Annotated in this window: 21 protein-coding genes and 1 pseudogene; 11 read left to right on the top strand and 11 right to left on the bottom strand. The window is 62.7% G+C overall.

What is annotated here, in order from left to right:
* Positions 1-95: 95 nt before the first annotated feature.
* The 4 genes from AC0V7N_RS35250 to AC0V7N_RS35235 all read right to left on the bottom strand — a co-directional run bounded on the left by AC0V7N_RS35250 (position 96) and on the right by AC0V7N_RS35235 (position 3,471).
* Positions 96-1,523, bottom strand: coding sequence for a sensor histidine kinase (locus AC0V7N_RS35250; RefSeq protein ID WP_475453505.1), 1,428 nt, complete (start codon positions 1,521-1,523; stop codon positions 96-98).
* Positions 1,520-2,194 carry a response regulator transcription factor gene (locus tag AC0V7N_RS35245; RefSeq protein WP_475453503.1) on the bottom strand — a complete coding sequence of 225 codons (675 nt, stop codon included), beginning with the start codon at positions 2,192-2,194 and terminating at the stop codon, positions 1,520-1,522. Before AC0V7N_RS35245 ends, AC0V7N_RS35250 begins: the two co-directional genes overlap by 4 nt.
* A gap of 48 nt (positions 2,195-2,242) precedes the next feature.
* Positions 2,243-2,662 (bottom strand): hypothetical protein, encoded by a 420-nt coding sequence (locus AC0V7N_RS35240; RefSeq protein WP_496627628.1) that lies wholly within the window; start codon positions 2,660-2,662, stop codon positions 2,243-2,245.
* Positions 2,663-2,853: 191 nt separating this feature from the next.
* A complete protein-coding gene (locus tag AC0V7N_RS35235) occupies positions 2,854-3,471 on the bottom strand; it encodes an outer membrane protein (protein ID WP_475453500.1) in 618 nt (205 codons plus the stop codon).
* 462 nt (positions 3,472-3,933) lie between these two features.
* Here AC0V7N_RS35235 and AC0V7N_RS35230 point away from each other — a divergent pair, with 462 nt between their 5' ends.
* The 4 genes from AC0V7N_RS35230 (at position 3,934) to AC0V7N_RS35215 (ending at position 8,014) form a co-directional block, all read left to right on the top strand.
* Complete coding sequence (locus tag AC0V7N_RS35230; RefSeq protein WP_475453498.1) at positions 3,934-4,872, top strand: hypothetical protein; 939 nt, start codon at positions 3,934-3,936, stop codon at positions 4,870-4,872.
* A 5-nt stretch (positions 4,873-4,877) separates the two neighbouring features.
* Positions 4,878-5,711: a hypothetical protein gene (locus AC0V7N_RS35225; RefSeq protein WP_475453496.1), complete on the top strand. Its 834-nt coding sequence runs from the start codon at positions 4,878-4,880 to the stop codon at positions 5,709-5,711.
* Between the two features lie 117 nt (positions 5,712-5,828).
* The gene (locus tag AC0V7N_RS35220) at positions 5,829-6,092 is read left to right on the top strand and encodes a DUF6460 domain-containing protein (RefSeq protein ID WP_172234501.1); all 264 of its coding nucleotides are present in this window, start codon (positions 5,829-5,831) and stop codon (positions 6,090-6,092) included.
* Positions 6,093-6,583: 491 nt separating this feature from the next.
* Entirely contained in the window at positions 6,584-8,014 is a 1,431-nt protein-coding gene (locus AC0V7N_RS35215; RefSeq protein WP_496627627.1) for a Dyp-type peroxidase, read from the top strand.
* Between the two features lie 29 nt (positions 8,015-8,043).
* On the opposite strand, the gene AC0V7N_RS35210 is transcribed toward AC0V7N_RS35215, so the two are convergent.
* Positions 8,044-8,946: a histone deacetylase family protein gene (locus AC0V7N_RS35210; RefSeq protein ID WP_475453493.1), complete on the bottom strand. Its 903-nt coding sequence runs from the start codon at positions 8,944-8,946 to the stop codon at positions 8,044-8,046.
* Between the two features lie 131 nt (positions 8,947-9,077).
* Here AC0V7N_RS35210 and AC0V7N_RS35205 point away from each other — a divergent pair, with 131 nt between their 5' ends.
* Entirely contained in the window at positions 9,078-10,415 is a 1,338-nt protein-coding gene (locus AC0V7N_RS35205; RefSeq protein ID WP_475453491.1) for an MATE family efflux transporter, read from the top strand.
* A gap of 682 nt (positions 10,416-11,097) precedes the next feature.
* Here AC0V7N_RS35205 and AC0V7N_RS35200 read toward each other — a convergent pair.
* Positions 11,098-12,174, bottom strand: coding sequence for a quinone-dependent dihydroorotate dehydrogenase (locus tag AC0V7N_RS35200; protein WP_475453489.1), 1,077 nt, complete (start codon positions 12,172-12,174; stop codon positions 11,098-11,100).
* Positions 12,171-12,521, bottom strand: a complete 351-nt coding sequence (locus AC0V7N_RS35195) for a DUF952 domain-containing protein (RefSeq protein ID WP_475453488.1) — start codon at positions 12,519-12,521, stop codon at positions 12,171-12,173. The genes AC0V7N_RS35200 and AC0V7N_RS35195 overlap by 4 nt, the downstream gene beginning before the upstream one ends.
* A 107-nt stretch (positions 12,522-12,628) precedes the next feature.
* Here AC0V7N_RS35195 and AC0V7N_RS35190 point away from each other — a divergent pair, with 107 nt between their 5' ends.
* Together AC0V7N_RS35190 and AC0V7N_RS35185 are read left to right on the top strand one after the other, a co-directional pair.
* On the top strand, positions 12,629-13,063 hold the full coding sequence (locus tag AC0V7N_RS35190; protein ID WP_475453486.1) for a hypothetical protein: 435 nt from the start codon (positions 12,629-12,631) through the stop codon (positions 13,061-13,063).
* A gap of 126 nt (positions 13,064-13,189) precedes the next feature.
* Positions 13,190-13,849: a response regulator transcription factor gene (locus AC0V7N_RS35185; protein WP_475453484.1), complete on the top strand. Its 660-nt coding sequence runs from the start codon at positions 13,190-13,192 to the stop codon at positions 13,847-13,849.
* A 16-nt stretch (positions 13,850-13,865) separates the two neighbouring features.
* Here AC0V7N_RS35185 and AC0V7N_RS35180 read toward each other — a convergent pair.
* Positions 13,866-15,376: pseudogene (locus AC0V7N_RS35180) on the bottom strand (MFS transporter).
* A 145-nt stretch (positions 15,377-15,521) separates the two neighbouring features.
* Here AC0V7N_RS35180 and AC0V7N_RS35175 point away from each other — a divergent pair.
* Positions 15,522-16,430, top strand: a complete 909-nt coding sequence (locus AC0V7N_RS35175; protein ID WP_475453483.1) for a LysR family transcriptional regulator — start codon at positions 15,522-15,524, stop codon at positions 16,428-16,430.
* 42 nt (positions 16,431-16,472) lie between these two features.
* On the opposite strand, the gene AC0V7N_RS35170 is transcribed toward AC0V7N_RS35175, so the two are convergent.
* Positions 16,473-17,741 carry an MFS transporter gene (locus AC0V7N_RS35170; RefSeq protein WP_496627626.1) on the bottom strand — a complete coding sequence of 423 codons (1,269 nt, stop codon included), beginning with the start codon at positions 17,739-17,741 and terminating at the stop codon, positions 16,473-16,475.
* Positions 17,742-17,847: 106 nt separating this feature from the next.
* Positions 17,848-18,504, bottom strand: a complete 657-nt coding sequence (locus AC0V7N_RS35165; RefSeq protein WP_475453479.1) for an O-methyltransferase — start codon at positions 18,502-18,504, stop codon at positions 17,848-17,850.
* A 94-nt stretch (positions 18,505-18,598) separates the two neighbouring features.
* Here AC0V7N_RS35165 and AC0V7N_RS35160 point away from each other — a divergent pair, with 94 nt between their 5' ends.
* Positions 18,599-19,231, top strand: coding sequence for a TetR/AcrR family transcriptional regulator (locus tag AC0V7N_RS35160; RefSeq protein ID WP_475460664.1), 633 nt, complete (start codon positions 18,599-18,601; stop codon positions 19,229-19,231).
* A gap of 19 nt (positions 19,232-19,250) precedes the next feature.
* Here the strand turns inward: AC0V7N_RS35160 and AC0V7N_RS35155 are convergent, their stop codons facing one another.
* The gene (locus AC0V7N_RS35155; protein ID WP_475453478.1) at positions 19,251-22,739 is read right to left on the bottom strand and encodes a PAS domain-containing hybrid sensor histidine kinase/response regulator; all 3,489 of its coding nucleotides are present in this window, start codon (positions 22,737-22,739) and stop codon (positions 19,251-19,253) included.
* Between the two features lie 266 nt (positions 22,740-23,005).
* On the opposite strand from AC0V7N_RS35155, the gene mscL reads away from it, so the two are divergent.
* Together mscL and AC0V7N_RS35145 are read left to right on the top strand one after the other, a co-directional pair.
* Positions 23,006-23,428, top strand: a complete 423-nt coding sequence (gene mscL / locus AC0V7N_RS35150; RefSeq protein WP_475453476.1) for a large conductance mechanosensitive channel protein MscL — start codon at positions 23,006-23,008, stop codon at positions 23,426-23,428.
* 105 nt (positions 23,429-23,533) lie between these two features.
* Positions 23,534-24,700 (top strand): pyridoxal phosphate-dependent aminotransferase, encoded by a 1,167-nt coding sequence (locus AC0V7N_RS35145; protein WP_475453474.1) that lies wholly within the window; start codon positions 23,534-23,536, stop codon positions 24,698-24,700.
* Positions 24,701-24,817: the final 117 nt, after the last annotated feature.

Here is a 24,817-nt window from a genome sequence, read left to right as displayed (position 1 = left end):
GCTCCTGGAATGGCAATAGCGGCAATTGGTTAGAAAACAGATAAGCCAGGGACCGACTTGGGGTCTCGCCGGCCGATGCTATGGGCTCGGCACCGTCACGAACGCACGGGCAGTTCCATGCGGATGCGGGCGCCGCGCCATGAGCCTGTCAGGATGCGGATCGTGCCGTCATGCAACAGCGCGATCTGTCGGACGAGATTCAGTCCAAGCCCCGCCCCGCGCGACTGCGGCTGCAAGCGGTAAAAGGGCTCGAAGACGTTCTCGTGCTCTTCCGCGGGAATGCCCGGGCCTTCGTCGCGCACCTCGACGCCGCCGGTCCCGTCGATGGCGATCGTGATCGTGCCGCTGCCGCCGCCATGCTCGATGGCATTGCGCACGAGGTTGGCCAGCGCGCGCTCGATCTGCAGGACATTGACCTCCACCTGGGCCTTGCCAGGTGGCGGCTCGAAGGCGAGGTCGTAACCGGCCTCGATGGCCAATGGGGCGAAGTCGGCGGCGACCCGGCTGACGAGATCGTCGAGATCGATGATCTGGCGCTGGTCCGACGGCCGATCGAGCAACTGATGGTCGAGCAGTTGCTGGGCAAGATGCGACAGGCGCTCGATGTCATGCAGCAGGCGCACGCTCTGTGGCTCCTGCTTCAGCAATTCGGCGCGCGTGCGCAGGATGGCGATCGGCGTGCGCAGTTCATGCGCCGCGTCGGTGAGGAAGCGGTTATGGCGGTCGTAGCCTTGGGCGAGGCGGGCGAGCGCTTCGTTGAAGGCATGCACCAGCGGCGCGATTTCCTGTGGCACCTGCTTGACCGGTAGTTGCATGGCACGGGTGCCGATGTCGATGCGCGTGGCCTGGCGGACCGTTTCGACAAGGCCGGCGAAGGAGCGGCGCACCACGGCTGGCGTCGTCACCAGCGTCGTGGTTCCCATGACCAGGACGATCCGCAACAACAGGATGAGGATGATGACCGCAAGCGCGGGGAGTGCCTTCTCCCAGTTCCTGCTGCCGTCGGGATTCCTGGCGACGTCTATAGTGGCCGAAATGCTGAGCTCAAGGCCGTCGGTTTCTCGCGACGGCCGCGTCCCGGCGATGATCTGTACCGTGCCAGCCTTGGTCGCGGCCTTTTCGAGATAGGCCTCCGGCCTCAAATCATCCTCGGAAAATCCGATGGTGGCGTGATCGGCCTCGCCCAGCAGGTCGCCAAAATTCCTGGCGTAGACGTCAGGCACAGTGCCGAAGCGCACGCTCTGGCCGCTGCCGTCACGAACGATGTACCAGACATTGGGGAAGCCCTCGCGAAAGCTGGCAAGCTCCTCGGTCTCATGGACGATCAGTCTGCCGTTGCCGTCACGGCCAACCGCTTCCTTGACGGCCGCGACGGCTGCCTCGTTGTCGATCAGCAGGCGCGGATTGGCGATCCAAAGTGCTGCCGCGCAGAGCACGATGAAGATCAGCAGCGTCGCCGCCTGCAGCAGGATCAGCCGCCGGACCAGGATCCATTGCAGGGAGCGCGTGCGGACTTTCTTCACGAGGCCGCCCGCAAGAGGTAGCCAAGGTTGCGGATCGCCCGGATCTCGATGCCGGCGGCGACATCGTCGAGCTTGCGGCGCAGCCGCGAAATATGCGCATCGAGCGCATTGGAGCCGATCTCGTCGTCCAGCGCGTAGACGGCCTCCTCCAGCGCGCTGCGCATGATGGTCCGCCCCGGCCGGCGGATCAGCGTTTCGAGCACCAGCCTTTCGCGCCGCGGCAGGTCGAGCGCCTGGTCCTCGACCAGCGCTTCGCGATGGCGGAAATCATAGGTGAGGCGGCCGACCATCGTCTGGTTGGCGCGCGATGTGAACGAGCGCCGGTGCAAGGCATGAAGCCGCGCGACGAGTTCCACCGTGGCGAAGGGCTTGACCATGTAATCGTCGGCGCCGGCATCGAGCCCGGCGACGCGGTCGTCCAACCCGCTCATCGCCGTCAGCGCGATGACAGGCACATCCAGGTGCAAGGCACGCAGCCGCGGTATGAGGCTGAGGCCGTCGCCATCCGGCAGCCGGCGGTCCAGCACCACCGCGTCGTGATAGCCCAGGCGGGCCATCGCCTCGGCATCGGCCAATGTCGCGGCATGGTCGACGATGATGTCCAGACGCTCGAGAGCGGCCTTCAACACGGAGGCCATTTCCGGTTCGTCCTCGATCAACAGGACGCGCATAGATATTCTCCTTTATCCGCGGCCGGTCGGGTCTGCGGCCGCGGCAATTCATTCGCATTCCAGCTTGGGCTGGCGGAAATTGGTGATGAACCAGCGGCCGCCGGAAGCGCGGGCGTAGAATGTGTAGAATGTGTAGAATGTGTAGAATGTGTAGAAGCATTCCTGACGCTCGATATAGCCGGGCGTCTCGGTCTCTTCATAGACGGTTCCGTGTTTTGTGTGGCGAACCTCGCCGCTCGATGTCCCGGAAACCGCTGACGTCGATACCTTGCGCCACTGATAGGCGCGTTCGCCCTGGCCGAGATCGACGACAGCGGTTGGCGGGCCGTAATCCAGAATGACCGATTCGACCGGCTGTCCGACATAGTTCTTCATGATGTCGGAGGCACAGCCCGCGAGCGCGAGCGCGACTGCGACGAACACTATCTTCGGGCCCCGTATGAGGAGGCCGGCGCCATATGTGGACATATCGGAACAGATTCCCATCATGAAAATTCACGTGCGGGGACCTAGATCGCGAAGATTGCATCGACATTGCGAAGAGCCCGGGGACCGGGTCCGTTACGGAAAAAGCCGACCGCCGCCTCGGGCATCGGCGCATACCGGAACGCAGGATTGCGCGATGCCGGCGGGCATCGCGCAATCCAATCGACCTGTTTCTAGAACCGGTAGTTGATGCCGGCCTTCAGCTCATGGCTGGCGATCGTCGTCTTGGACGTGCCAAGGGCCGATGTCGTCTCGACGCCAGGGGTGCGGACATAGTCGTACTCGACCTTGGCGGACAGCCCGCCGGCAAAGCCCTGCTCGATGCCGGCGCCCAGCAGATAGCCGACCTTCCATCCGTCAGTGCTGCTGACATTGTCGCCCTTGTCGAACTTGGTCAGGGCAACGCCGCCGGTTCCAAACAGCAGCGTCTGGTCGAAGCTCACGCCTGCCTTGGCCTTGGCGGCGCCACGCCATTTCTCCTTGATCTTGCCGCCATGGACGTCATGTTCGGCGCCGCCCAGATAGGAGCCTTCGATCTCGGCGCCGAGGACCGCCGGACCCATCTGCTGGTTGTAGCCGGCCTGAACGCCGCCGCTGAAGCCATTTCGATCGGCGAACGGATTGGGCATCCTTGTGAACGCCGTGCCGCCATGGACGCCGACATAGGCGCCGCTCCACTGGAAGGCGGGCGGATCATTGTAGGTCGGTGAAAGGTCGGCGGCCATCGCCGGCCCGAGAAGGCAGATGCCGAGGACACCGGCCGTCAGGACGATCTTTGCTTGAGAGGACACGAGCATTACTCCAACACAAACGCGCATCCGACAAATCGATACGCAGGTTAATTCCCGGGGAGCCTGATCGTTGGGGTGGTCCGGCTCCGATTTGGTGTCTTTCAGGGATGGCTGCACGGTCCTGAAGCTGGCGTTCGCCAGCTGTAGTAGGGGGTCAGAGCGCCGCGCGGGTCCATCACCTGAAAGACGCCGACTGTCTCGCAGGTGAAAATTGCACGCACATTGCGCAAAATTCGAAAATGACGATTTTGTGCTTTATTTTCAATAAATTAAAGTGATCTTGTTTACCCATATTTAAGAATTGCGGACCTTCGCAAGCCCAGAATTTCGATCACTTGTTCGAGATGAACAATCCCTCCAGTTGCTCGACTCCCATGCGGCAGCGTACACAATCCGTGGGCAACTGGCCTCCGGCCGGAGGCTTCGGTTCGCTGTGCCCAGGGCAATTCGGGGGAATTTGCTTTGCGGATCATCTATTTCCATTCGGATACGCATCCGTATGACAAGGCGATCTACCCGGGTGTGGGTCCGGCCTTCGCCAGACCGTTGTCGTGGGAGGCCCGGCCGATCAGCCAGATCGGCCAGGGCGATTGCGAGGTCGCCGTCGTCGACAATCGTCTAGAACCCGGCGATGTCGAGGTGCTCAAAAAGCATCTGGCGGTTCCGGCGAGCCGCCGGCCGCTGCTCTTCTTCCGGGTCAGCGATCCGGACATGCCGGAGGCAGCCAATCTCTGTGTCAGGTTCATCTTTGATTGCGCCGACCATCCCGGCGTCCACTATGCCACGACCTACGATCCCGAGGGACCTTTCCTGGCCTTCGTGACGACGCTGAAAGTCTCTCGCGTCGTCCACTTGCCGTATCCCTACGATTCCTCACGAGAGGTCGAGGTCCCCCTGGTTGGCCGCCGCCGCAAGATCTTCCTGTCAGGCAGCAATTCCAAAACCCTGTATCCGCTGCGCTACGCGCTTCGCCGCAGACGCTCCCGACTGCCCTGGTTGAAATTGTTCATCTTCGACCTCAAGCATCCCGGCTATCCGGAAGACAGCAAGCCGCCGCGTCACGACATCACGCACGCGCGCTTTGTCAGCCTTGCCTCGCAATTCACCCATTTCTTCCTCTGCGGGACGCTCCACAATGTCGAACTGATGAAATATGTCGAATGCGCCTATGCCGGCTGTGTGCCGGTTGGCGTGCCCGCAACCTCGTTGAATGCAACGGCTGGACCGTATTTTCGACCATACACCGCGCGCGGGCTCGACCTTGCCAGGGATGTTTTCCAGGCAATGCCGGTGCTTGAGCAGCGGGCGGCCGGCTACAGGGCCGCGATGCGTGAACTGAGGTCGCCAGCCAGGATCATTCGGGAATTCACAGCCGAGGTCGGGAGTATCGAGCGCGAGTGACCGCCATGGATAGCGAACGCCCCCAGCCAAGGCCGGACGGCGCCATCGAGCCAGTCGTCAACGCCGTCTGGATCGGCCCATCGCTGGACAATCTGCATGCCGCCTGCTTGCGTTCCTTCGTGCTGGCGGGTCACCGCGTGCGTCTTCATTGCTACGACATCCCAGGCAATGTACCGCCCGGCGTCGAGACGGTCGACGCCTCGAAACTGATGTCGAGGGAGCGGATCGTCTACTACAAGTCGAACGGAAGCCCATCGCTGTTTTCCAATCTTTTCCGTTTGAAGATCCTGGAGGCCGGGCTCGGTCTGTACGTCGATTGCGATGTGTTCTGTGTCAGAACAATACCGAAGCAGGACTATATTTTCGGCTATCAGACGAATGACGAACTCAATGGTGCAGTGCTGAAATTGCCGGTCGGCTGCAAAACACTGTCCGAGATGCTGAAGATCGCGGAAGATCCCTATTACATCGCGCCGTGGCTCAAACGCTCAAGGCTGCGGCGGCACAGGTTTCGCAAGTTCATCGGCCTGCCGATCCATATCTCCAACTACGGCTGGGGCAAGCTGGGTCCGGAGGCAATCACCTATTTCGCCCGCGAAACCGGTACCATTCATCACGCGGCACCGATCGACGTCTTCTACCCGGTCAGCCATCATCAGGTCGCCTTGCTGGTCGATCCGCTTCTCTCGCTTGCCGATATCGGAACGCCGCGCACCCTGTGCATCCATCTGTTCGATCATACGCTCAGCCTGTGGATGAAGGGCCGCGCCATTCCGGCGGGCTCGCCGCTTGGCCAGATGCTGGAGCGGTGTGGATTTTCCGCGGCGGTCAGAAGCTAGCAACCGGCTCGGCGCCCCCGGTTTCGCGCACAGACCGCGCCGGCTTGATGGATGGCCGCCAAGCACGTATCTCTGGGTCGTGCCCATGAGTCCGGGCATCTCAATCGGGAGACGGCCTTGTCCGCACTGACGCGCTTTCTCGGCGACTCGCCATTCAGGGTGATCCTGAAGCTGCTGGTGGTGTCGTTCCTCGTCGGCCTTGTCATGAATGCCTTCGGCTGGTCGCCGATGGATGTGTTCTACGGCATCCAGAAATTCTTCATGGACCTGTGGAACCTGGGCTTCCACGCCATCGACCGCTTCCTCGGTTACATCCTGCTGGGTGCCGCGATCGTGGTGCCGGCCTTCATCCTGCTCAGGATCGCCAACTACCGGAAGTAGCGCTGTCAAGCGCGCGTTCTATCCATCCTCAAAGCTGACAGCCCGCTAAGGGCACCGTACGCCGCCCGGGCCAAGACCCGTCATGGCCCGCAACGGGTTGGTGCGGCACATCGCAATCGCCGTAGGCGCCTTCCAGATCGCGGGCTCAAAAGTGATCGCATCGGTTCAGATTATAACTATTTGTCCTGATGAGGAAAATCAGAAGATTCCAAGAGGATATCTAATAATTCTGATAAGATACTTGAATAGAATGCGTAATTATTTGATGTACTATTGTGTTTTCAGGCCGAGGGGAGCATCATGAAAGACCGGGTGGGTAAGGCCTATAGAGATGGAGTAGGCTTTAATCGGGGTATTTTCAGAAAATTGGAGACAATTGTTTCCCATCAGACTCGCGGAATGCGCAGAATGAATTTGATGGATGGCGATCGGCTACAGGACAAGTCTTGCTTTTCGCCACGTTTTTTCAACTCGGGTGGAGGGAAGAAACCATGGCAATAGATCTTACGAAGCCGCTCTCCTGGAAGAGCGCCAGCCACGACGAGCAGCGGATGCTTGCTGCGCTGCAGGGTAATATCCTGAAAGGCCATGGTCGGCCCGCCACCGTGAATATCTTTTTCAAGATAACGGCTGCCAGGAAGCGCGAGATGCGAGCTGCCCTGCGTGAGATCGCCAACTACCACGCCACCAGCGCCTACCAGCAGTTGCTCGAAGCCGATAATTTTCACGCAACCGGCAAGTCGGGTAGGCCGTTTGTCTCGGTTTTCCTTTCTGCCACTGGCTATTCCGCGCTTGGAGTGGCCTCCGGCGCCATTCCAGCCGACCCGGGTTTCAGAACAGGCATGAAAGCGGCCATATTGGGCGATCCGCCTGTTGCTTCCTGGGAGACGCCGTTCCGAGGCAAGATCGATGGAATGGTTCTTGTGGGCAGCGAAAACGATACGGCTTTGCGCCTGAAACGCGATGCGATCGCGACGCTCTTGACGGGCGCCGGAGCCACAATCGTCAAGGAGCAGCACGGCAGAGCCATTTTCAACAAGGCCAATGATGGCATTGAGCATTTCGGCTATGTGGATGGCCGGAGCCAGCCTTTGATGCTTGTGGAAGACAGCGCCAAGGAAGCGCGCGACGCAGGCATCGCCGAATGGGATCCTGAGGCCCCTCTCGACGTTGCCCTTGTCCCGGACCCAGGTTCCGCCGACGGAATAAGTTTTGGAAGTTACTTTATTTTCCGCAAGCTGGATCAGAACGTGCGCATGTTCAAACGCAGAGAGCAGGAATTGGCAACCGCACTCGGCTTCTCCGGTGAAGATCGTGAATTGGCCGGAGCAATGGTGGTGGGGCGGTTCGAAGACGGCACCCCGGTGACACTCTCGGACGAAGCAAAGGCGGTCAATCCGCCCAACGACTTCAACTATAACAACGACAAAGGCGCACGGTGTCCGTTCCAGGCTCATATCCGCAAAGTCAATCCGCGCGGCACCGGCGGCTTTGAAACGCCGGAGAATGAACGCAAGCATCTGATGCCGCGCCGCGGTATCCCCTATGAGGATGTTCCCCGGCAGGTTCACCCTTCGGATATTCCTGACAGCAAGTCGCTAGCGGAGTTTGATGCGAAGGTAGGTCCGCTGCTGCCGACCGGCGAGGTAGGCCTTCTCTTCATGGCCTACAATCGCGAACTGGCCACGCAGTTCGAATTCACGCAGCAGACTTGGGCCAACAACCCTACCTTTCCCGCGAGCGGGCAACCGTCGAAACTCGACCCCATCATTGGCCAAGGCCCTGTCGCTGGGCAACATTGGCAAAAAGAGTGGGACAACCTGGCTGCTGGAGACGCAACGCTGTCTTTTCAGGGTTTCGTCAAGATGCAGGGAGGCGAGTACTTTTTTGCTCCCAGTCTGACATTCCTGAGAAGCTTGTAGCTACGTCTTCGGCTCTCGAGCTTCAGGTATCAAGCCATGCCGGAAGCCACCTCGAACAGGATGGCGTGCCGCGCGGCAAGTGTCGGCACGTCCGTGGAATAGCCGCCACCGATGACACCGCAGACGGGAATACCGATCGCGCGGAAACGATCGATCACCATCGTATCGCGGGCGCGTAGCCCGTGATTGGAAAGCGCCAGCCTGCCAAGCCGATCCTCGGCATGGACGTCGACGCCGGCATTGTAGAAAACGATGTCCCAATGCGTCCGGGCCGACAGCGCCGGCAGGATTGCGGCCAGCCTCTCCAGATAGACGGCATCGCCCGTGCCGTCAGGCAGCGCAATGTCGAGATCGGAAGCGATCTTGCGCACGGGGTAGTTGCGCTCGCCATGCATGGAGAAGGTGAACACGCGTGGCTCATCGCCCAGAATGTCCGCAGTGCCATCGCCCTGATGCACGTCGAGATCGACGACCAGGATGTTTTGTGCGGCACTCTCGGCGAGCAGCACCAGCGAGGCGACGGCGACGTCGTTGAAGGTGCAAAAGCCGGCTCCTTGCGCGCGCCGCGCATGATGACTGCCGCCGGCGGTGTTGCAGGCAATGCCGTGGCGCAAGGCAAGCCGCGCCGCCAATATCGTGCCACCGGCGGCAAGCTGCGCGCGCAGCGAAACGCGAGGACCGACCGGAAAGCCGATCTCGCGTTCGATTTTTTCCGGCACCGAACAGCTGATGACCTGGTCGACATAGTCGGCCGCATGGGCAAGTTTCAGCCATGACGCCGGCGCGGGTTCCGCTGTGTTGAGCGCGTCTGGACTGGCCAGACCGCGTGCGCGCAAGGCCTCCATCAGCAACGGATACTTGCTCATCGGGAAGCGATGGCTGGTGGCAAAGCCGGCGTCGTAGTCGGGGTGGTGGACGATCTGCAGGGGCATGACGGGATCCGGCGGACTCGCGCCAGACCGGGATTTCGGTTGGCCATCGCGGCAAGAATGATTGCGCGGTGGCCGGAAAATGGGGCACATCGGCTCTTCGATCAAGCCGCAATCAGCAAGGCAGCAATCCCTTGGACAAGGGTGCAATCCCAGCCGACGCCAGATCTTTTGTCGTCACCAACCGTTCCGTGCTCGCCATTGCGGTGCCGATGACGCTTGCCTATCTGACCACGCCGATGCTCGGCCTGGTCGACACGGCTGTTGTCGGGCAGTTCGGCGACGCGGCCCTTCTCGGCGGCCTGGCCGCGGGATCACTGGTGTTCAGCGTCGTCTTCACCACCTTCAATTTCCTGCGCTCCGGCACCACCGGTCTCGTAGCTCAGGCTTTCGGGCGTGGCGACGCGCTCGAGGAACAGGCGGTGTTCTGGCGCGCCGTGCTGATCGCGGTCTTTGCCGGCATCGCCCTGGCGGCGCTTTCGCCGCTGATCGCTGTCGGCGGCCAGTGGTTCATGGGCGCCGAACCGCGCGTCAGCGAGGCGATGGGCGTCTACATCAGGATCAGGCTGCTTGCCGCACCCTTCTCGCTGATCAACTATGCCATCCTCGGCTATGTTCTGGGGCGCGGCGAGGGCGGGCTTGGCCTCGTGCTGCAGCTGGTGCTCAACGGCATCAACATCGCGCTCTGCTTCCTGCTTGGCCTGAAGCTGGGCTGGGGCGTTGCCGGCGTCGCCTGGGCGACCGTCACGGGCGAATTCCTGGCCATGCTGCTGGGTCTCGCCATCGTCGTGCTGCGCTTCCGCTCGACCCCGTCCTTGCCGCGCCATCGCCTGCTCGACATGAGCGCCTTCCTGCGCATGCTGTCGCTCAACCGCGACATCATGATCCGCTCGTTTTCGCTGCTCGCCGCCTTCGCGCTGTTCACCCGCCAGGGCGCGCAGTTCGGCACGGTGACGCTCGCCGCCAATGCGGTGCTGATGAACTTCTTCCTCGTCGCCGGCTATTTCCTCGACGGCTTTGCCACCGCCGCCGAACAGCTCGCGGGCCGTGCCGTCGGCGCGCGTGCCGAGCAGCCCTTCCGGCAGGCGGTGCGGTTGACCCTGTTCTGGGGTTTCGGGCTGGCCGGCGCCGCCACCCTGGTGCTGCTCTTGGCCGGTGCCAATCTGGTCGCCGTCGTCACGACGTCGCAGGAGGTGCGCTCGGTGGCCGACATCTATTTGCCCTGGGCGGCATTCACCGCGCTGAGTGGCGTGCTGGCGTTCCAGATGGACGGCGTCTTCATCGGCGCGACCTGGTCGCGTGACATGCGCAACATGATGCTGCTGTCATTCCTCGTCTTCGCCGTCGCGTTGCTTACGCTGGCGCCGGCCTTCGGCAATCACGGCCTGTGGGCGGCGCTGCACGTGTTCCTGGTGGTGCGCGGCCTCAGTCTGCTGGCGATTCTGCGGCTTAGGGTGCGGACGGCGTTCTAGTGTCTGATTTTTCAGTAAGGTGGAAAATGGACCTAGACTGTTTTACCCTTCAGGAATTGAGGGCGACTGACATATCGGGGCAATGGAGACATGGTCGAACCGGTCGAGCCAAGGATCATAGGAGGATCACGAGGTAAAACATTCCTGTTGCTTCTAGCATGCCCGCTTGTCTTCTTGGCAGGAATTGGGACGGTGCGGAGCCCAGCTGGCGTGCACGCAGTCGGATGGATCGGGATATTTTTCTCTGGGTTGAGCGTGCCATTCCTGATCCGGTCGCTCATCCGCCCTCACACTTTGACCTTGGACGATAGCGGCTTCATGATAGATGCTGGTCCGAAGAAAGCATGGCGAGATATAAAGGGGTTCCACGTCTGGAGGCCGCGTAACCGCAGCAAGCTGATCGGTTACAACTTCGAACCTGGCGCCAGGAAGGAGACCTCGCTCATGCGAATTAACAGAGGTCTTGGAGCCGAGGGCTGCCTTCCCGGAGGATGGCAATTTTCACCCGACAAGATGGTAGAGATTCTCAATGCTTACCGGGTGCAAGCCTTGGCACGACAAGCCGAACACGCTCGGTTGAATGGACTTGGATGATTGGTCGGAACGCGGAGTTGAGATAGTCTCAGGAAGGTCGCGAGCCGACGGATTCAAACCAAGGCCGGTCACCTTCCGAGCAAACGCTTTAGAGCGGCCTCATTACCCATTGATCGAGATGGCTGTCGCGCAATTCGCGAATGGATTTGAGCTGTGACGTCTCGACGAAGCGTGCCATCCCGGCAATGATCCTGCCGGGCAGCGCAGGCCCGGCATAGATCATGCTGGTGTAGAGCTGGACGAGATCTGCACCCGCGCGGATCTTCTCCAGCGCGGTCTCGGCGGAATCGACACCGCCCACGCCGATGATGGCTATGCCCGGGCCAAGCAGCTTGCGCATCTTCGCCAGCACGATGGTCGAGCGTTCGAACAGCGGTTTCCCCGAAAGCCCGCCGGCCTCACGCGCGGTGTCGCCGCTGCGCAGCGGCGGCCGCGAAATGGTGGTGTTGGAGACGATGACGCCGTCGATCTGTTTTTCAATAACCTCGGCGGCGATGTCCTCCAGCTCGGCCTCGACCAGATCAGGCGCGATCTTGAGGAAGATGGGCGGCTGGGCCGCGGCTGATGCACGCGCGGCCATGACGCGGGACAGCAATTCGCCGAGCTGCTCGCGCGCCTGCATGTTGCGCAGGCCGGGCGTGTTGGGCGAGGAGATGTTGACCGTCAGATAGCTGGCATAGGAAGCAAAGCGCGCGACGCCGCGCTCATAGTCACTGACGCGGTCGGTGCTGTCCTTGTTGGCACCGATGTTGACGCCGACAATGCCGCTACGCCCCTTGCGCGCGGCAAGGCGTCTTTCGGCCGCCGCATGGCCTTCATTGTTGAAACCCAGCCGGTTGATCACCGCTTCGTCCGCGGTCAGCCGGAAGATGCGCGGTTTCGGATTGCCGGCCTGCGGCAGCGGCGTGACCGTGCCGACTTCGGCAAAGCCGAAACCGAGGCCAAGCAGCGCGTCCGGCACCTCGGCGTTCTTGTCGTAGCCGGCCGCCATGCCGAGCGGGTTGGGGAAATCGAGACCGCAAAGGCTGACCTTCAGCCTGGTGTCGTGTACCGTCCGCGCACCGACCGGCAGGCCGCAGCGCAGCGCCGCGATCGACATGCCATGCGCTGTTTCCGGATCGAATGTGAACAGCAGTTTTTGGCCAAGCCGGTCGAACAGACTCATTCGGCCTCCAGTGCCGGGAAGTGGTGGGTGCCATCGGCGCCGAGCGGCAGCGGTCGCACCCATGTGACGGCTTTCAGTTCCAGCACGCCGTAAAGGTGCGGAAACAGCGCGCCGCCGCGCGAAACCTCGTATTTCAGCGCGTCGCCCAGGCTGGCGCCTTCGATGGCGACCAGCAGAAGGTCTGTCTGGCCGGAAAACTGTTTTGCCGCGGTTTCCCGAACCTGCGCTGCCGTGGAGAAATGGATGAAGCCGTCGGCGACGTCGATCGGCGCACCGGTGAAGCGGCCACTGGCTTCGGCCTCGCGCCAAGGCGCTTGCGGGGTTATCTTGTAGATAAACTGAGACATGGTTGCGCTATAGTCCGAAGCAGCCACGCGGGAAAGGCCACGCCAAGGGTCTTCCCCATTTGCGGCGCAAACATGCGATATTTCAGGCCTTGGCCATGGAGGACAACATGCGTCTGCAACACATCTTGATCCCTGCCGCGCTCGTTTCACTGGTCGCGGCCTCCGCCTCTTCGGAAGAAACCGACCGCTACCGGCTGGAAAAATCCGCCAACGGCTATGTCCGCATGGACACGCAGACCGGTGCGATGTCGATCTGCGAGGAACGCTCCGGTCAGCTCGTCTGCAAGGTGGCGGCCGACGAACGCGCCGCTTTCCAGGACGAGATCGACCGCCTGCAAACCTCGATGAAGGCAATGGACGAGCGCGTCACCAAGCTCGAGAATTCGCTGTCCGCCCAGCTGGAATCGAAACTGCCGAGCGAGGAGGATTTCAACAAGACGATGAGCTACATGGAGCGCTTCCTGAAGGGCTTCATGGGCATCGTCAAGGATATGGACAAGGACAACGGTGGCGGCGCCCAGCTGAATTCGCAGAAGACCTGAGCGCTGTAGACAAGGGAAAACGCGGCGCGCTGGTTTTGCCGCTTGAAAACAGCGCGCAGCCTCTCATAATCGTCCGACTGGTCCCGAAAAGCTTAAAAATCACCGACGGGATCCGGGGAGGGACATTTGCCGTCAGGCTATTCTTTCGTCATCGCCGACGATCATCCGCTGTTTCGCGGTGCGCTACGTGAGGCGCTTGCCGGTATCGGCAATGTCGCCGCGATCCACGAGGCCGGTGATTTCGAAAGCGCCAAGGCGCTGGTCGTGGCCAATGAGGATGTCGATCTGGTGCTGCTCGACCTGTCGATGCCGGGCGCCAGCGGCCTCTCCGGCCTGATTTCGCTGCGCGGCATCCATCCGGCGGTGCCGCTTATCGTGGTTTCCGCGCATGACGATCCGGCGACCATCAGGCGCGCGCTCGACCTTGGCGCCTCCGGCTTCATCTCCAAGTCGGCGAGCATGGAGGAGATCCGCAACGCCGTGCAATCGGTGCTCGCCGGCGACATCGCGGCGCCCGTCGGTGTCGATCTCGGTGTCGAGCGCGATCCCGAAATATCGGACCTGATCAAAAGGCTGCAGGCGCTGACGCCGCAGCAGACCCGCGTGCTCGGCATGCTGGCCGAAGGCTTGCTCAACAAGCAGATCGCCTATGAGCTCGGCGTCTCCGAGGCCACCATCAAGGCGCATGTTTCGGCCGTTCTGCAGAAGCTTGGCGTCGACAGCCGCACCCAGGCGGTGATCCTTTTGTCCAAGATCGGCAGTGATCCGTTGCAGCCAGCGAACTGAGCGCCAGAGCGCTGTTTTAGTCGGAGCACTCAACCTCCGCCTGCCGAGCCCTTCGGGCGTTGAAGTTCACGAAGCTGATGGCGGCCATGATCCAGACGCCGATGCCGCCATAGAGCATCACCCAGCCAAAGCCGTTTCGAAGTGTGTCGTGGACGACGTCATCGGCAAGACCGGGGTTGGGATTTCCGGCTGAGATCCCCTCGGCGAAAAGACGCAACTGGCTGCCGTCGAGGTCTGGCAGCGCTTCGCTGAGATGCGCCAGCACGCCGCTCACCAGGATGAAGCCCATCACCGCTATGTTCACCGCCTGCGAAACCATGCGGGCGCTCATGTCGATGCCCGAGGCCATGCCAGCGCGGTCGCTTGAAACGGAGCCCGTCGTCGTGTTGGTGACGGGCGTGTTGGTGATCCCGAGGCCGGTTCCGGCGATCAGGCAGCCGGGCAGCATCGTCAACCAGTCCGGCCGCGCGGCGGCGCTGCCGAACTTCATCAGGATGAAGCCGACGCCGATGATGGCGAGCCCGGCCGGAATGATGACGCCGGGCCGGTAGCGCAGCGAAAGCCGCTCAGCCAAGGGCGGCATGACGAGCGTCGGCAGCGTATAGGCGAGCAGGGCAACGCCGGTCGAGATGCTGTCATAGCCGAGACCGGCATGGAACCAGATCGGCAGATAGATCATGAAAGGCCAATAGGAGAGGTTCATCGCGGCCGAGCCGACGATGGCGCCGGAAAGGGCCGGATCCGGAAGACCGAGAAGTCGAACATGGGTCGCTTGCTGACCTTCTCGGCGATGAGGAACGCGATGAAGCTCGCGATCGAGATGCCGAGAATCGTCAGTGCTGCCGGACTGGCGAAACCGAGATCCGGTCCTTGCGTGATGTAGAAGACGAGACAGAAGACCGATGGCGACAGCGTCACTATGCCCGCCAGGTCGAGCTTGCCCGCCTGCGGGTCCTTCGATTCATGGACGCCGGTCAAAGCCAGCACGAACGCCACGATCGCTGCCGGCATATGGACAAGGAACACCCATTCCCAGCTCGAGGCCGCGACGATGCCGCCGCCGATGATGGGTCCGAAGCCGAGGCCGACACCGAAGATGACGCCCCACCAACCCCAGGCGACGGCGCGTTCGCGCCCTTCCCGGAATTCGTGCGACAACACTGCGAGCTGGCAGATCAGCATCGCGCCACCGCTCAAACCCTGCAGGAACCGGGCAGCGATCAAGGTCGACACATCATCCGCCAGGCCGCAGATCAGCGACGTCAGGCCGAAGGCGGCGATGGAAACCAGGAAGACGCGTTTGCGTCCGTAGCGGTCCGCGATGGTGCCGACCGCCATCAGCACGGTCGTGACCGCGATCGTGTAAGCGTTCATCACCCATTGCAATTGCTTGAAGTCGGCGTGCAGCTCTTGCTCCAATGTCGGCAGGATGGTGGGAACGCTTGAAATCTCCAGCCCGAACATCAGGCACGCCAGGCATGCGGCGGACAGAACGACGATGCCTCGACGAGTCAGGGCAGTGGGCATGATTCAACCTTTCGAGCTGTGGACGGCTACCGGCAGGTTCGCAAGGGCGGCTCGCTGGTGCTGATGTGGCCAAGGTAGGCGAGGCTTGATCATTTTGGAATTGCATGATTGGCTATTTCAGTGACAACAAAATGAGATTGCTGACATGACGCTGGACGTAGATGCGGTGAAAGCTTTCGTCGCCGTCGCCGAGTTGCGCAGTTTCACACGCGCGGCCGAGGCGCTTGGCAGCACGCAAGGCGCAATCAGCGTCAAGCTGAAGCGGCTGGAGGATCGGGTGGGGCAGAAGCTGATCGAGCGGACGCCGCGACTGGTGCGCCTTTCAGCGCGTGGTGCGGTGTTCCTCGAACCGGCGCGCGATCTGCTCGCCGCGCACGACCGTGCCGTCGCCAGTCTCGCCGCTGTTCGCCGCCACTTTCGGCTGGGCATTGCCACCCATGTCGGCGGTGCCGAAGTGCCGACCTTGCTGGCGCGCCTCAATGCGCATGATCCGGCCTTGACCATCGAGGTGCGGCTCGACGATACGCGCGAGTTGATCGCCGCGTTCGATCGTGGCGACCTCGATGCCGCGATCGTCCGGCGCGAGGACGACCGCCGCGACGGCGAGGTACTGGCGCCAGAGCATTTCGGCTGGTACGCCACGCCGGATTTCGTCTACCGCGCCGGCGAGCCGCTACGGCTGGCTGCCTCCGCCCCATCTTGCAGCATCCGCGACGTCATCACCGGCACGCTCGATGCGGTTGGAATACCGTGGACGCAGGTTTTCCTGGGCTGCGGTTCCTTCGCCGTTGCCGAGGCCGTTTCCGCCGGCCTCGCCGCCGGAGCCTTCTCGTCTCGCCTGGTTCCGCCCGGCACCATCGAGGTCAGCCGTAAGTTCGGCCTGCCGCCGCTGCCGGCGTCGGAGATCGTGCTGCTGTCCACGCTGTCAGACCCCCAATCGCGCGATGCGTTGCGCACCCTTGCCATGGCGTTTCGCGAGCATCGTCCGTCGCCGGCGGCCAACGGCGCGAAGCCCAGGTTCCGCAATTCGCAGATGGTGGGCAGCCCCTTCTGAGGCTGTCGACCCGCGTCTGTGCGATGACGCCGAACGGATATCTCAGCGATAGTTTTCGACGGCTGAGCCCAGTTGCTGCGTGGCATCATCCTCGGTCTGCCGCGAAGGGCGCCGCGCCCGGCCGATTGCCGCGCCAAGGCCGAGCGATGCGATCGCCACCAGCGGTATGCCGGCGATCCAGGGCAGGCGCGGTGCCAGCGCGTAAAGCGCCGTGCCGATCGAAGGCCCGAGCGAATCCTCGAGGTCGACCGCCACCGACGAAGCCGCCATGTAGGAGGCGCGTCGTGCCGGAGGCGCCAGCGCATTGACGGCGGTCGGCACCAGCGGTCCGACCAGCATCTGCGCGATCGAACACAGGCTGACCGCGCCGATCAGCGTCAACATCGCAGGCGAGGCGGCCAGCAGCGCAAAGGCGAGTATCGTCGCAAGGCCGGCACCGACCGTCAGCCAGAGAGCGGACCGTGCCTCGACCATGCGGCTGACCAGCATCTGCAGGCCGACCGTCAGCGCGGCGGCGTAGGCAAACAGCGCGCCGACGCCTGATGCTGTCAGCGTCCCGGAATCATGCGCATAAAGCGGGATCACCGCCTCGATCCAGTTGCCGGCGACCTCGAACAGCACGACCCAAAGCAGCAGCTTAGCCAACCGGCCATCGCGGAACGCCGGCAGCAGCGCGGACAGGCCTTCCTCTTCTTCATCGTGGCGATCGTCGCCGGCGGCGCGGCCGATGCCGATCGTCTCGCTAAGGGCGAAGAGCATCACGATTCCGCCCAGCACAAGCATCGTACCGCCGGCAAGAAACACGCTGCGCAGCGACACGAGCGCCAGCAGGGCACCGCAAGCTGGTCCCAGAATCTGCCCGGCGCTTGAACTCACGCGCGCCAGGCCGAACCAGCGGGGATGGGTGGATGGCGACGTCACATCGGCGATCGCGGTCAGGATCGTCGGGTGAAGCACGGATTCGCACATGCCGGTCAACAGCAGCACGATGGCGGCAACAACCACACCATGCACGAAGAACAGGGCCAGGAAGCCGGCCCCGACGCCAATAGACGAGACGATCAGCACCGGCCGCCGGCCGACGCGGTCGGCGATGCCGCCGATCAGTGGCGCCGCCAGGAGCTCGCCGCCGGCATAGCAGCCGAACAGCAGGCCGATCGCGCCGACAGGAATGCCGGCCTCGCTGCTCGCCCAGAGCGGAAAGAAAGGCATCAACGCGCCATCGGCGAAACCGGCACAGAAGAAGAGCAGAAGTCCCAACAGGGCTGGACGCGGGGCAGCGCGCCAGGAGGAAAAGAGTGTTTTGATCATGACGCCACCTGCGCATGGAGGCCCGACTGTCGTCGACGGCCCGGAAGATTGCGCGTTGGTTGACGTAAACGCCTACGGCCGCCCTGGAGCGGCGATGGGACCGGCTTCAGCCGAGCCGCACGGACAGTTCGACGTCCTCGCCGAAGGGCGTGGAGATGTGGCCCGATGCCGGCGAGCGCACCCGTTCCAGATATTCGGGAGAGAAGTCGGCGTTGTCGGCGATGATCAGTGCGCCTGGCTTCAAGCGGCTCTCGACTAGGCTGAGGATCTCCGGATAGATCGCCTTGGCGCCGTCGAGCAGCAACAGGTCGATTGTCTCCGGCAGGTCGGCGCCCAGCGTCTCAAGCGCATCGCCCTCGCGGATCTCCACCAGGTCGATGAGGCCGCCCTCGGTCAAATTGGCCTTGGCGCGCATCACCTTGGACGGTTCGAATTCGGTGGTGATCAGGCGGCCACCGCCATTGTCCCTGAGTGCTGCGGCAAGATAGAGCGTCGAGATGCCGAACGAGGTGCCGAATTCGATGATGATGCGCGCGCCGCTGCTGCGCGCCAGCATGTAGAGCAGCGTGCCGGTCTCCGGCGAGATCGCCAGCCAGAGATCCTTCAGCCGTCCGTAGAAATCGACATATTCGGTCTTGCTGTTGAGCAGGCGCGTCCGCTCCTGGTGCGAGAGCGCAGCCACGGCCGGACTGGTTGCGGCATTGGCTTCCTTGAACAGGCGCTCCAGCAAAGGTGCCAGCGGGGCGTTGGTCAGCGTCGTCATGAAAGTCTCCGATCGAAAAGGACTGCGTTCTTGTGTTGCGCTGAAAAATACGAATAATCCTTCAGGTTTCCAATTCGCATTGCCGAGCCGAGACATGACCGGACGCTCAAGCCCTTCGATTTCCTCACGAAAACAGCCCAAACAGGCACGTGCCACGGACCTTGTCGCGGCGATTTTGGAGGCTGCTGTTCAGGTTTTGGCGAGCGAAGGCGCGCAGCGTTTCACCACCACGCGCGTGGCGGAAAAGGCCGGCGTCAGCGTCGGCTCGCTCTATCAGTATTTCCCCAACAAGGCGGCACTCCTGTTCAGGTTGCAGAGCGATGAATGGCGGCAGACGGGCGGCCTGCTGCGCACCATCCTTGAGGACGGTCAGAAACCGCCTCTCGAACGGCTGCGTGGCCTTGTCCACGCCTTCATCCGCTCGGAGTGCGAAGAGGCCGCGGTGCGCGTCGCGCTCAACGACGCCGCCCCTCTCTATCGCGACGCACCCGAGGCGCATCAGGCGAGAACCTCGGGAGAGCGCACTGTCCAGATATTCCTGCGGGAGGCGCTGCCAGAGGCTCCGGAAGCCGCCCGTGCCCTGGCGGGCGAGCTGATCATCACCACACTCAGCGCAGTGGGAAAGGACTTTTCAGGAAGTCCGCGAACACCGGTCGAGATCGAAACCTATGCCGACGCGATGGCTGACATGTTCTGCGCTTACTTCGAAAGTCTAGGACATCGCTGAGACAGAACCGGGCTTGGGCTTATTCGGCGGCCGAGGCCAGCGGCCTGACCCTGGCCATCATCGAGCGCAGCACCGCCGGTTTCAGCGGCTTGTTGATCACGGGAATTTCGAGCCCACCTGCCGCCGCCCGGACCTCGTTGGACCGGTCTGCGGTGACCAGCACGGCTGGCAGGTCGTCACCATGGATCGCACGCAGCCGGGCGATGATGTCGAGACCGGTTTCGCCGTCGAGATGGTAGTCGGCAAGCACGATGTCCGGGCGGTGTATCGCGGCACTCTGCAGATCCCGTGAGCCGGACACCGTATCGACGTTGCATCCCCAGCCTTCGAGCAGCAGCCGCATGCCTTCAAGGATGCGGGCGTCGTTGTCGATACAGAGCACATGCAGCCCGGCCAGCGAAGCCGCAGCACGGGCGGGCGCCCTGGTTTCGACCTCGCGTCGCGGTTCTTGCACCGCCGCCACCGGCAGGATCACCGAGAAGCGCGTGCCCTTGCCCGGATTGGAGAAGATGCGGATTTCGAGCCTGAGCACCCGAGCGATGCGGTCGACGATGGACAGGCCGAGGCCGAGGCCCTCGGCTTCCCGCGCGCCTTCATCCAGCCGGGTGAATTCATGGAAGACCGTGTTCAGCTTGTCGCCGGCAATGCCGATGCCAGTATCGATCACCTGGATTTCCGCCAGTTCACCGCGCCGCCGCACGCCGACCAGGATGCGGCCGTGCCGAGTGTATTTGATGGCGTTGGAGACCAAGTTCTGGATCAGGCGGCGCAACAAATTGCGGTCGGTCACCACCGTCAGCGACGACGGCATGATCGTCAGGCCGAGCTTTTTCTCCGCTGCCATTGGCCGAAAGTCATTGCCGATCTGGCGCAGCAATCCGTCGAGGTTGAAGGCGGCATCGTCCGGCTTCATCGCGCCGGCATCGAGGCGCGAGATGTCGAGCACGGCGCCCAAAATCGTCTCGACCGATTCCAGCGAAGATTCGATGTTGACCGCCGCCTTGCCGGCCGGACCCTTGCCGGCCTTCTCGATCAGCGACGAGCAATAGAGCCGGGCGGCGTTCAAGGGCTGCAGGATGTCGTGGCCGGCGGCGGCGAGGAAGCGCGTCTTGCCGAGATTGGCCTCCTCGGCCAGCATCTGCGCCTGCGCCAGTTCCTCGTTCACGCGGGTGAGCTCGATGGTGCGGGTCTTGACGCGTTGTTCCAGCGATTCATTGGCGCGCTTCAGCGCCAGATCCTGCTCGACGCGCCCGGAAATGTCGGCATAGGTGGCGACGATGCCGCCATCCGGCATCGGGTTGGAGCGCAGTTCCAGGATGCGGCCGCTGGTCTTCAGCTCCATCTGCCAGGGGCTGACGAAACTGGTCAGCCGGTTGAGCATCGCCACGCGCTGGTCGGCCGGGATGTCGCCGCGCTCGGCGAGATGGCGCAGGATCTGGTCGAGCGAGACACCGACCTGGCCCATCTCGTCGGGCAGGTCGAACAGCGCCCGGTACTGGCGGTTCCAGCAGATCAGGCGGAAATCGCGGTCGAAGACGGTGATGCCTTGCTCCATCTGGTCGAGCGCGATCTGCAGGAGGTCGCGGTTGTGCTGCAGCGCCTCGGTGGCGTCGTCGAGCAAGCGGAAGGCGTCCCGGGATTCGCGGTCATGGCGCCGAAACAGCAGCGACAGGATCAGCCGCGCCGAGGAGGAGCCGACGGCACTGGCCAAAAGCTGCTCGGAGAAGCGGATGACGTCCATGCTCGCTTGCTCCTTGCCGTGCAGCGAGGTGCCGTTGGTCTTCTCGAACGACTGGAAGGAGCGCTCGGTGCGCTCGACGCCGAGGTAGCGCCCGATTGTGTCCTTGAGGTCGTTGACGGTGATGGCGGTGCGGAAGCGGCGCAGGCTCGGCATCGGGCCGGCATCCCTTGGCACGAAAATCGACGCCTGGATGCGCTCCAGCGGCACCGAAGCCCGCGACAGCGAGCCAAGGACGAAAAACAGCGTGTTGATCGACAGGCTCCAAAGCACGCCGTGGTTCAGCGGTTCGGCCACGGTGCCGAACAGCGCCTGCGGCCGCAACGCCTCGAAGCCGAACAGCCCATGCAAGAGGATATCGGTATCGGGCGCGACAAGTGACGGCAAAAGCAGCGTGTAGCCCCAGACGAGGATGCCGGCGACCATGCCGAGCGCTGCCCCCCGGCCATTGGCGCCGCGCCAGATCAGCCCGCCGACCAGCGCCGGCGCGAACTGTGCAATGGCCGCGAACGACATCAGGCCGATCGACGACAGCCGCGCGCTGTTGGTGCTCTCGCGGTAGTAGAGAAAGGCGATGAACAACAGGATGAAGATCGCCCCGCGCCGCACATTGAGGATCAGCGTCGACCAGTCCTCATTCTCCGAGGTCGAGGTCTTGAGCAGGCGGCGCACGAACAGCGGAATGACGAGGTCGTTGGAGATCATGATCGACAGCGCCACGCTTTCGACGATCACCATGGCCGTTGCCGCCGACAGCCCGCCGATGAAGGCGGCCATGGCGAGCACATCATGGCCGCTGAACAGGGGCAGCGACAGCACGTAGAGATCGCTGCTGGTGCCGGTGCCAACCAGCGACAGGCCGGCAAAGGCGATCGGCAGCACGAACAGGTTGATCGCCACGAGGTAGAGCGGAAACACCCAGGTCGCGGTGCGCAGCTCGGCCTCGCCGCGATTTTCGACGATGGTGACGTAGAACTGCCGCGGCAGCATGATGATGGCGCAGCCGCTGAGGCCGGTCAGCACCAGCCAGGTGGCGAGCGACGTGTTGTAGCCCATCGCCTGCCGCACCTGTGTATTCTGCGCCAGCTTGGCGAACATGTCGCCTGGGCCGCCAAAGATCAGGAAAGTGACCATCAGGCCGATCGCCAGAAAGGCGGCGAGCTTGACCACGGTCTCGACCGCCACCGCCAGCACCAGCCCGTCCTGATGCTCGGTGGCGTCGGCATGGCGGGTGCCGAACAGCACGGCAAAAAGCGCCAGCAGCATGGCGACGACCAGTGAGATGTCGCTGACGAACGGATCGAAGGAAGGCGGCGATCCCGTATAATGCTCGACCATCAGGCTGACCGAACCGGAGATCGCCTTCAGCTGCAGGGCGATATAGGGCACCGCGCCGATGGTGGCGATCAGCGTCGCGATGGCCGCGACGGTAAAACTTTTGCCGTAGCGCGCGCCGAGGAAGTCGGCGATCGAAGTGATCTTCTCGGTCTTGGCCAGCCGCACGATGCGGTTGAGCAGCGGAAAACCGAACACGAACACCAGCACCGGGCCGGTATAGATGCCGAGGAATTCGAGGCCGCGTTCCGAGGACAGCCCGACCGAGCCGAAGAAGGTCCACGAGGTGCAGTAGATGGCCAGGCTGAGCGCGTAGATGAAAGGCCGCGCCCGGCTCGGCCCTGAAATCGCCGAGCGGCGGTCGCCCAGGCTGGCGATGGCGAACAGCAGCGTCACATAGGCGATCGCGATGATGACGATGAACAAGCCCTGCACGCCTGGAATTTCCTCCTTTGCCGTCTTTTTATCCGGCTTGTCTGAACGCAATCACAGCTTGGCGCTGGAGTCCATTGCGGCTTTGGCAGCATGATCGCGGCCACGGAGCGAGCCTGGGTGCCGCCTAAGGTGCCGAAACGGAAGGAGAAAGCGGTTGTTTTCCCTTTTTTGCCGATGTTGCAACCGCAGGTTTTTGTTATGTTGCCTTCAGGTCGATGCCGCAAGGACGGAGCGGCAGCGGGGCCTGTCATGACAAGGAGGGTCGAATGCTGAAAGAATTCCAGGAATTCATTTCCAAAGGCAATGTGATGGACCTTGCGGTCGGCGTCATCATCGGCGCTTCCTTTGGCACTATCGTCAAGTCGCTGGTCGACGACGTCATCATGCCAATTGTCGGTGCGATTTTCGGCGGACTGGATTTCAACAATTATTTCCTGCCCCTGTCATTGGACAACAAGGCCGCGACGCTTGTCGACGCCAAGGCGCATGGCGCCGTCCTCGCCTATGGCAGCTTCCTCACCGCGGTGCTGAACTTCCTCATCCTCGCCTTCATCATCTTCCTCATGGTCAAGGCCGTGAACAATCTGCGTAAGAAGCTCGAGCGCGAGAAGCCTGCGGCCCCCGCCGCACCGCCGCCGGCCGATATCGCGCTGCTCACCGAAATCCGCGATCTGCTCGCGAAGCGATAATTCAGGCAGGCATTGCTGGACCAAAACCCCGGTCGTTCGCGGCCGGGGTTTTCTGTTCTCGCATCTGGTAAAGAGCGGCAACACCAAGGGAAAACGGATTTGTCCATGAGCCTGATCGACAGCTTTCGCGCCGAAGCCCGTGCCGCACCGGAAAGCGGCATTGTCGCCGTCGTCAATTACGGCCGCCTGCGCGAGGGTCTGATCCCGCTCTGGGCTGGCGAGGGCGACCTGCCGACACCCGCCTTCATCACCGATGCCGCGTCTAAGGCGCTGGCCGGCGGCGAGACGTTCTACACCTGGCAGAGGGGTATTCCCGATCTCAGGCAGGCGCTGTCACGCTACTATGCCAGGCATTTCGGCAAGACGTTCCCCGAGGAGCAATTCATCGTCACTGGGTCGGGCATGCATGCGATCCAGATGTCGCTGACCGCTCTCGCCGGTGCTGGCGACGAGGTGATCTATCTCTCACCGGCCTGGCCGAATTTCGATGCCGCCGCAGCCCTGTCGGGAGCCGTTCCGGTGGCGGTCACGCTCGACCATTCCGGCAATGGCTGGTCTTGCGACGTCGAGAAGATCGCCGCGGCGATCACGCCGCGCACCAAGGCGCTGTTTATCAACACACCGTCGAACCCGACCGGCTGGACCGCCGATCACGAGACCTTGCAGGCGATCCTCGATCTCGCGCGCGCCAGGAATGTCTGGATCATCGCCGACGAGATCTATTCGCTGTTCCACTATGGCCACGGGCGCGCGCCGTCCTTCCTCGACATCGCCACGGCGGAAGACCGCATCCTGTTCGTCAACTCCTTTTCCAAGAACTGGTCGATGACCGGCTGGCGTGTCGGCTGGATCAAGACGCATCCGAGCCTGCAGCAGGTGTTCGAGAACCTGATCCAGTATTCGAATTCCGGCGTCGCCCAGTTCATGCAGCGCGGTGCGGTCGCAGCCCTTGACGAGGGCGATGGCTTCGTGGCCGAACAGGTGGAGCGGGCGAGGAAAGCGCGCGACCTGGTCTGCGGCATTCTTGGCGCCACCGGCCGCGCAAGGTTTACCGTGCCGCAGGGCGCCTTCTATCTGTTCTTCACCGTCGACGGCATCACCGATTCCCGCACGGCGGCCTTCGACATCGTCGACAAGGCCAATGTCGGCTTGGCGCCAGGCACCGCCTTCGGTCCCGGCGGCGAAGCCTTCCTCAGGCTGTGCTTCCACCGCCGCCTCGATCAGGTCGAGGAAGCCGCGCACCGGCTGGCAAAGTGGATGAAGACTGTTTGAGCCGCGCGCAGTTGGATGGGAAGTGTTTGTTTAAAAACCCTTTTTCTGCACCGCTTCGTTCTTCGGCAAATGTGACGGCATGGATCCTAGGGTCTGCGCCGCGTCGCTTCGCTCCTT

Source organism: Mesorhizobium kamtschaticum (genome assembly GCF_056174585.1).
This window is presented reverse-complemented; position numbering and strand designations above follow the sequence as displayed.

Coding starts and splice junctions, on each gene's coding strand:
- mscL (WP_475453476.1), top strand. CDS start 23,006: ATGCTGAAAGAATTCCAGGAATTCATTTCCAAAGGCAATGTGATGGAC.
- AC0V7N_RS35225 (WP_475453496.1), top strand. CDS start 4,878: ATGGATAGCGAACGCCCCCAGCCAAGGCCGGACGGCGCCATCGAGCCA.
- AC0V7N_RS35190 (WP_475453486.1), top strand. CDS start 12,629: ATGCGTCTGCAACACATCTTGATCCCTGCCGCGCTCGTTTCACTGGTC.
- AC0V7N_RS35165 (WP_475453479.1), bottom strand. CDS start 18,504: ATGACGACGCTGACCAACGCCCCGCTGGCACCTTTGCTGGAGCGCCTG.
- AC0V7N_RS35170 (WP_496627626.1), bottom strand. CDS start 17,741: ATGATCAAAACACTCTTTTCCTCCTGGCGCGCTGCCCCGCGTCCAGCC.
- AC0V7N_RS35245 (WP_475453503.1), bottom strand. CDS start 2,194: ATGCGCGTCCTGTTGATCGAGGACGAACCGGAAATGGCCTCCGTGTTG.
- AC0V7N_RS35210 (WP_475453493.1), bottom strand. CDS start 8,946: ATGCCCCTGCAGATCGTCCACCACCCCGACTACGACGCCGGCTTTGCC.
- AC0V7N_RS35195 (WP_475453488.1), bottom strand. CDS start 12,521: ATGTCTCAGTTTATCTACAAGATAACCCCGCAAGCGCCTTGGCGCGAG.
- AC0V7N_RS35145 (WP_475453474.1), top strand. CDS start 23,534: ATGAGCCTGATCGACAGCTTTCGCGCCGAAGCCCGTGCCGCACCGGAA.
- AC0V7N_RS35240 (WP_496627628.1), bottom strand. CDS start 2,662: ATGTCCACATATGGCGCCGGCCTCCTCATACGGGGCCCGAAGATAGTG.
- AC0V7N_RS35200 (WP_475453489.1), bottom strand. CDS start 12,174: ATGAGTCTGTTCGACCGGCTTGGCCAAAAACTGCTGTTCACATTCGAT.
- AC0V7N_RS35160 (WP_475460664.1), top strand. CDS start 18,599: ATGACCGGACGCTCAAGCCCTTCGATTTCCTCACGAAAACAGCCCAAA.
- AC0V7N_RS35215 (WP_496627627.1), top strand. CDS start 6,584: ATGGCAATAGATCTTACGAAGCCGCTCTCCTGGAAGAGCGCCAGCCAC.
- AC0V7N_RS35175 (WP_475453483.1), top strand. CDS start 15,522: ATGACGCTGGACGTAGATGCGGTGAAAGCTTTCGTCGCCGTCGCCGAG.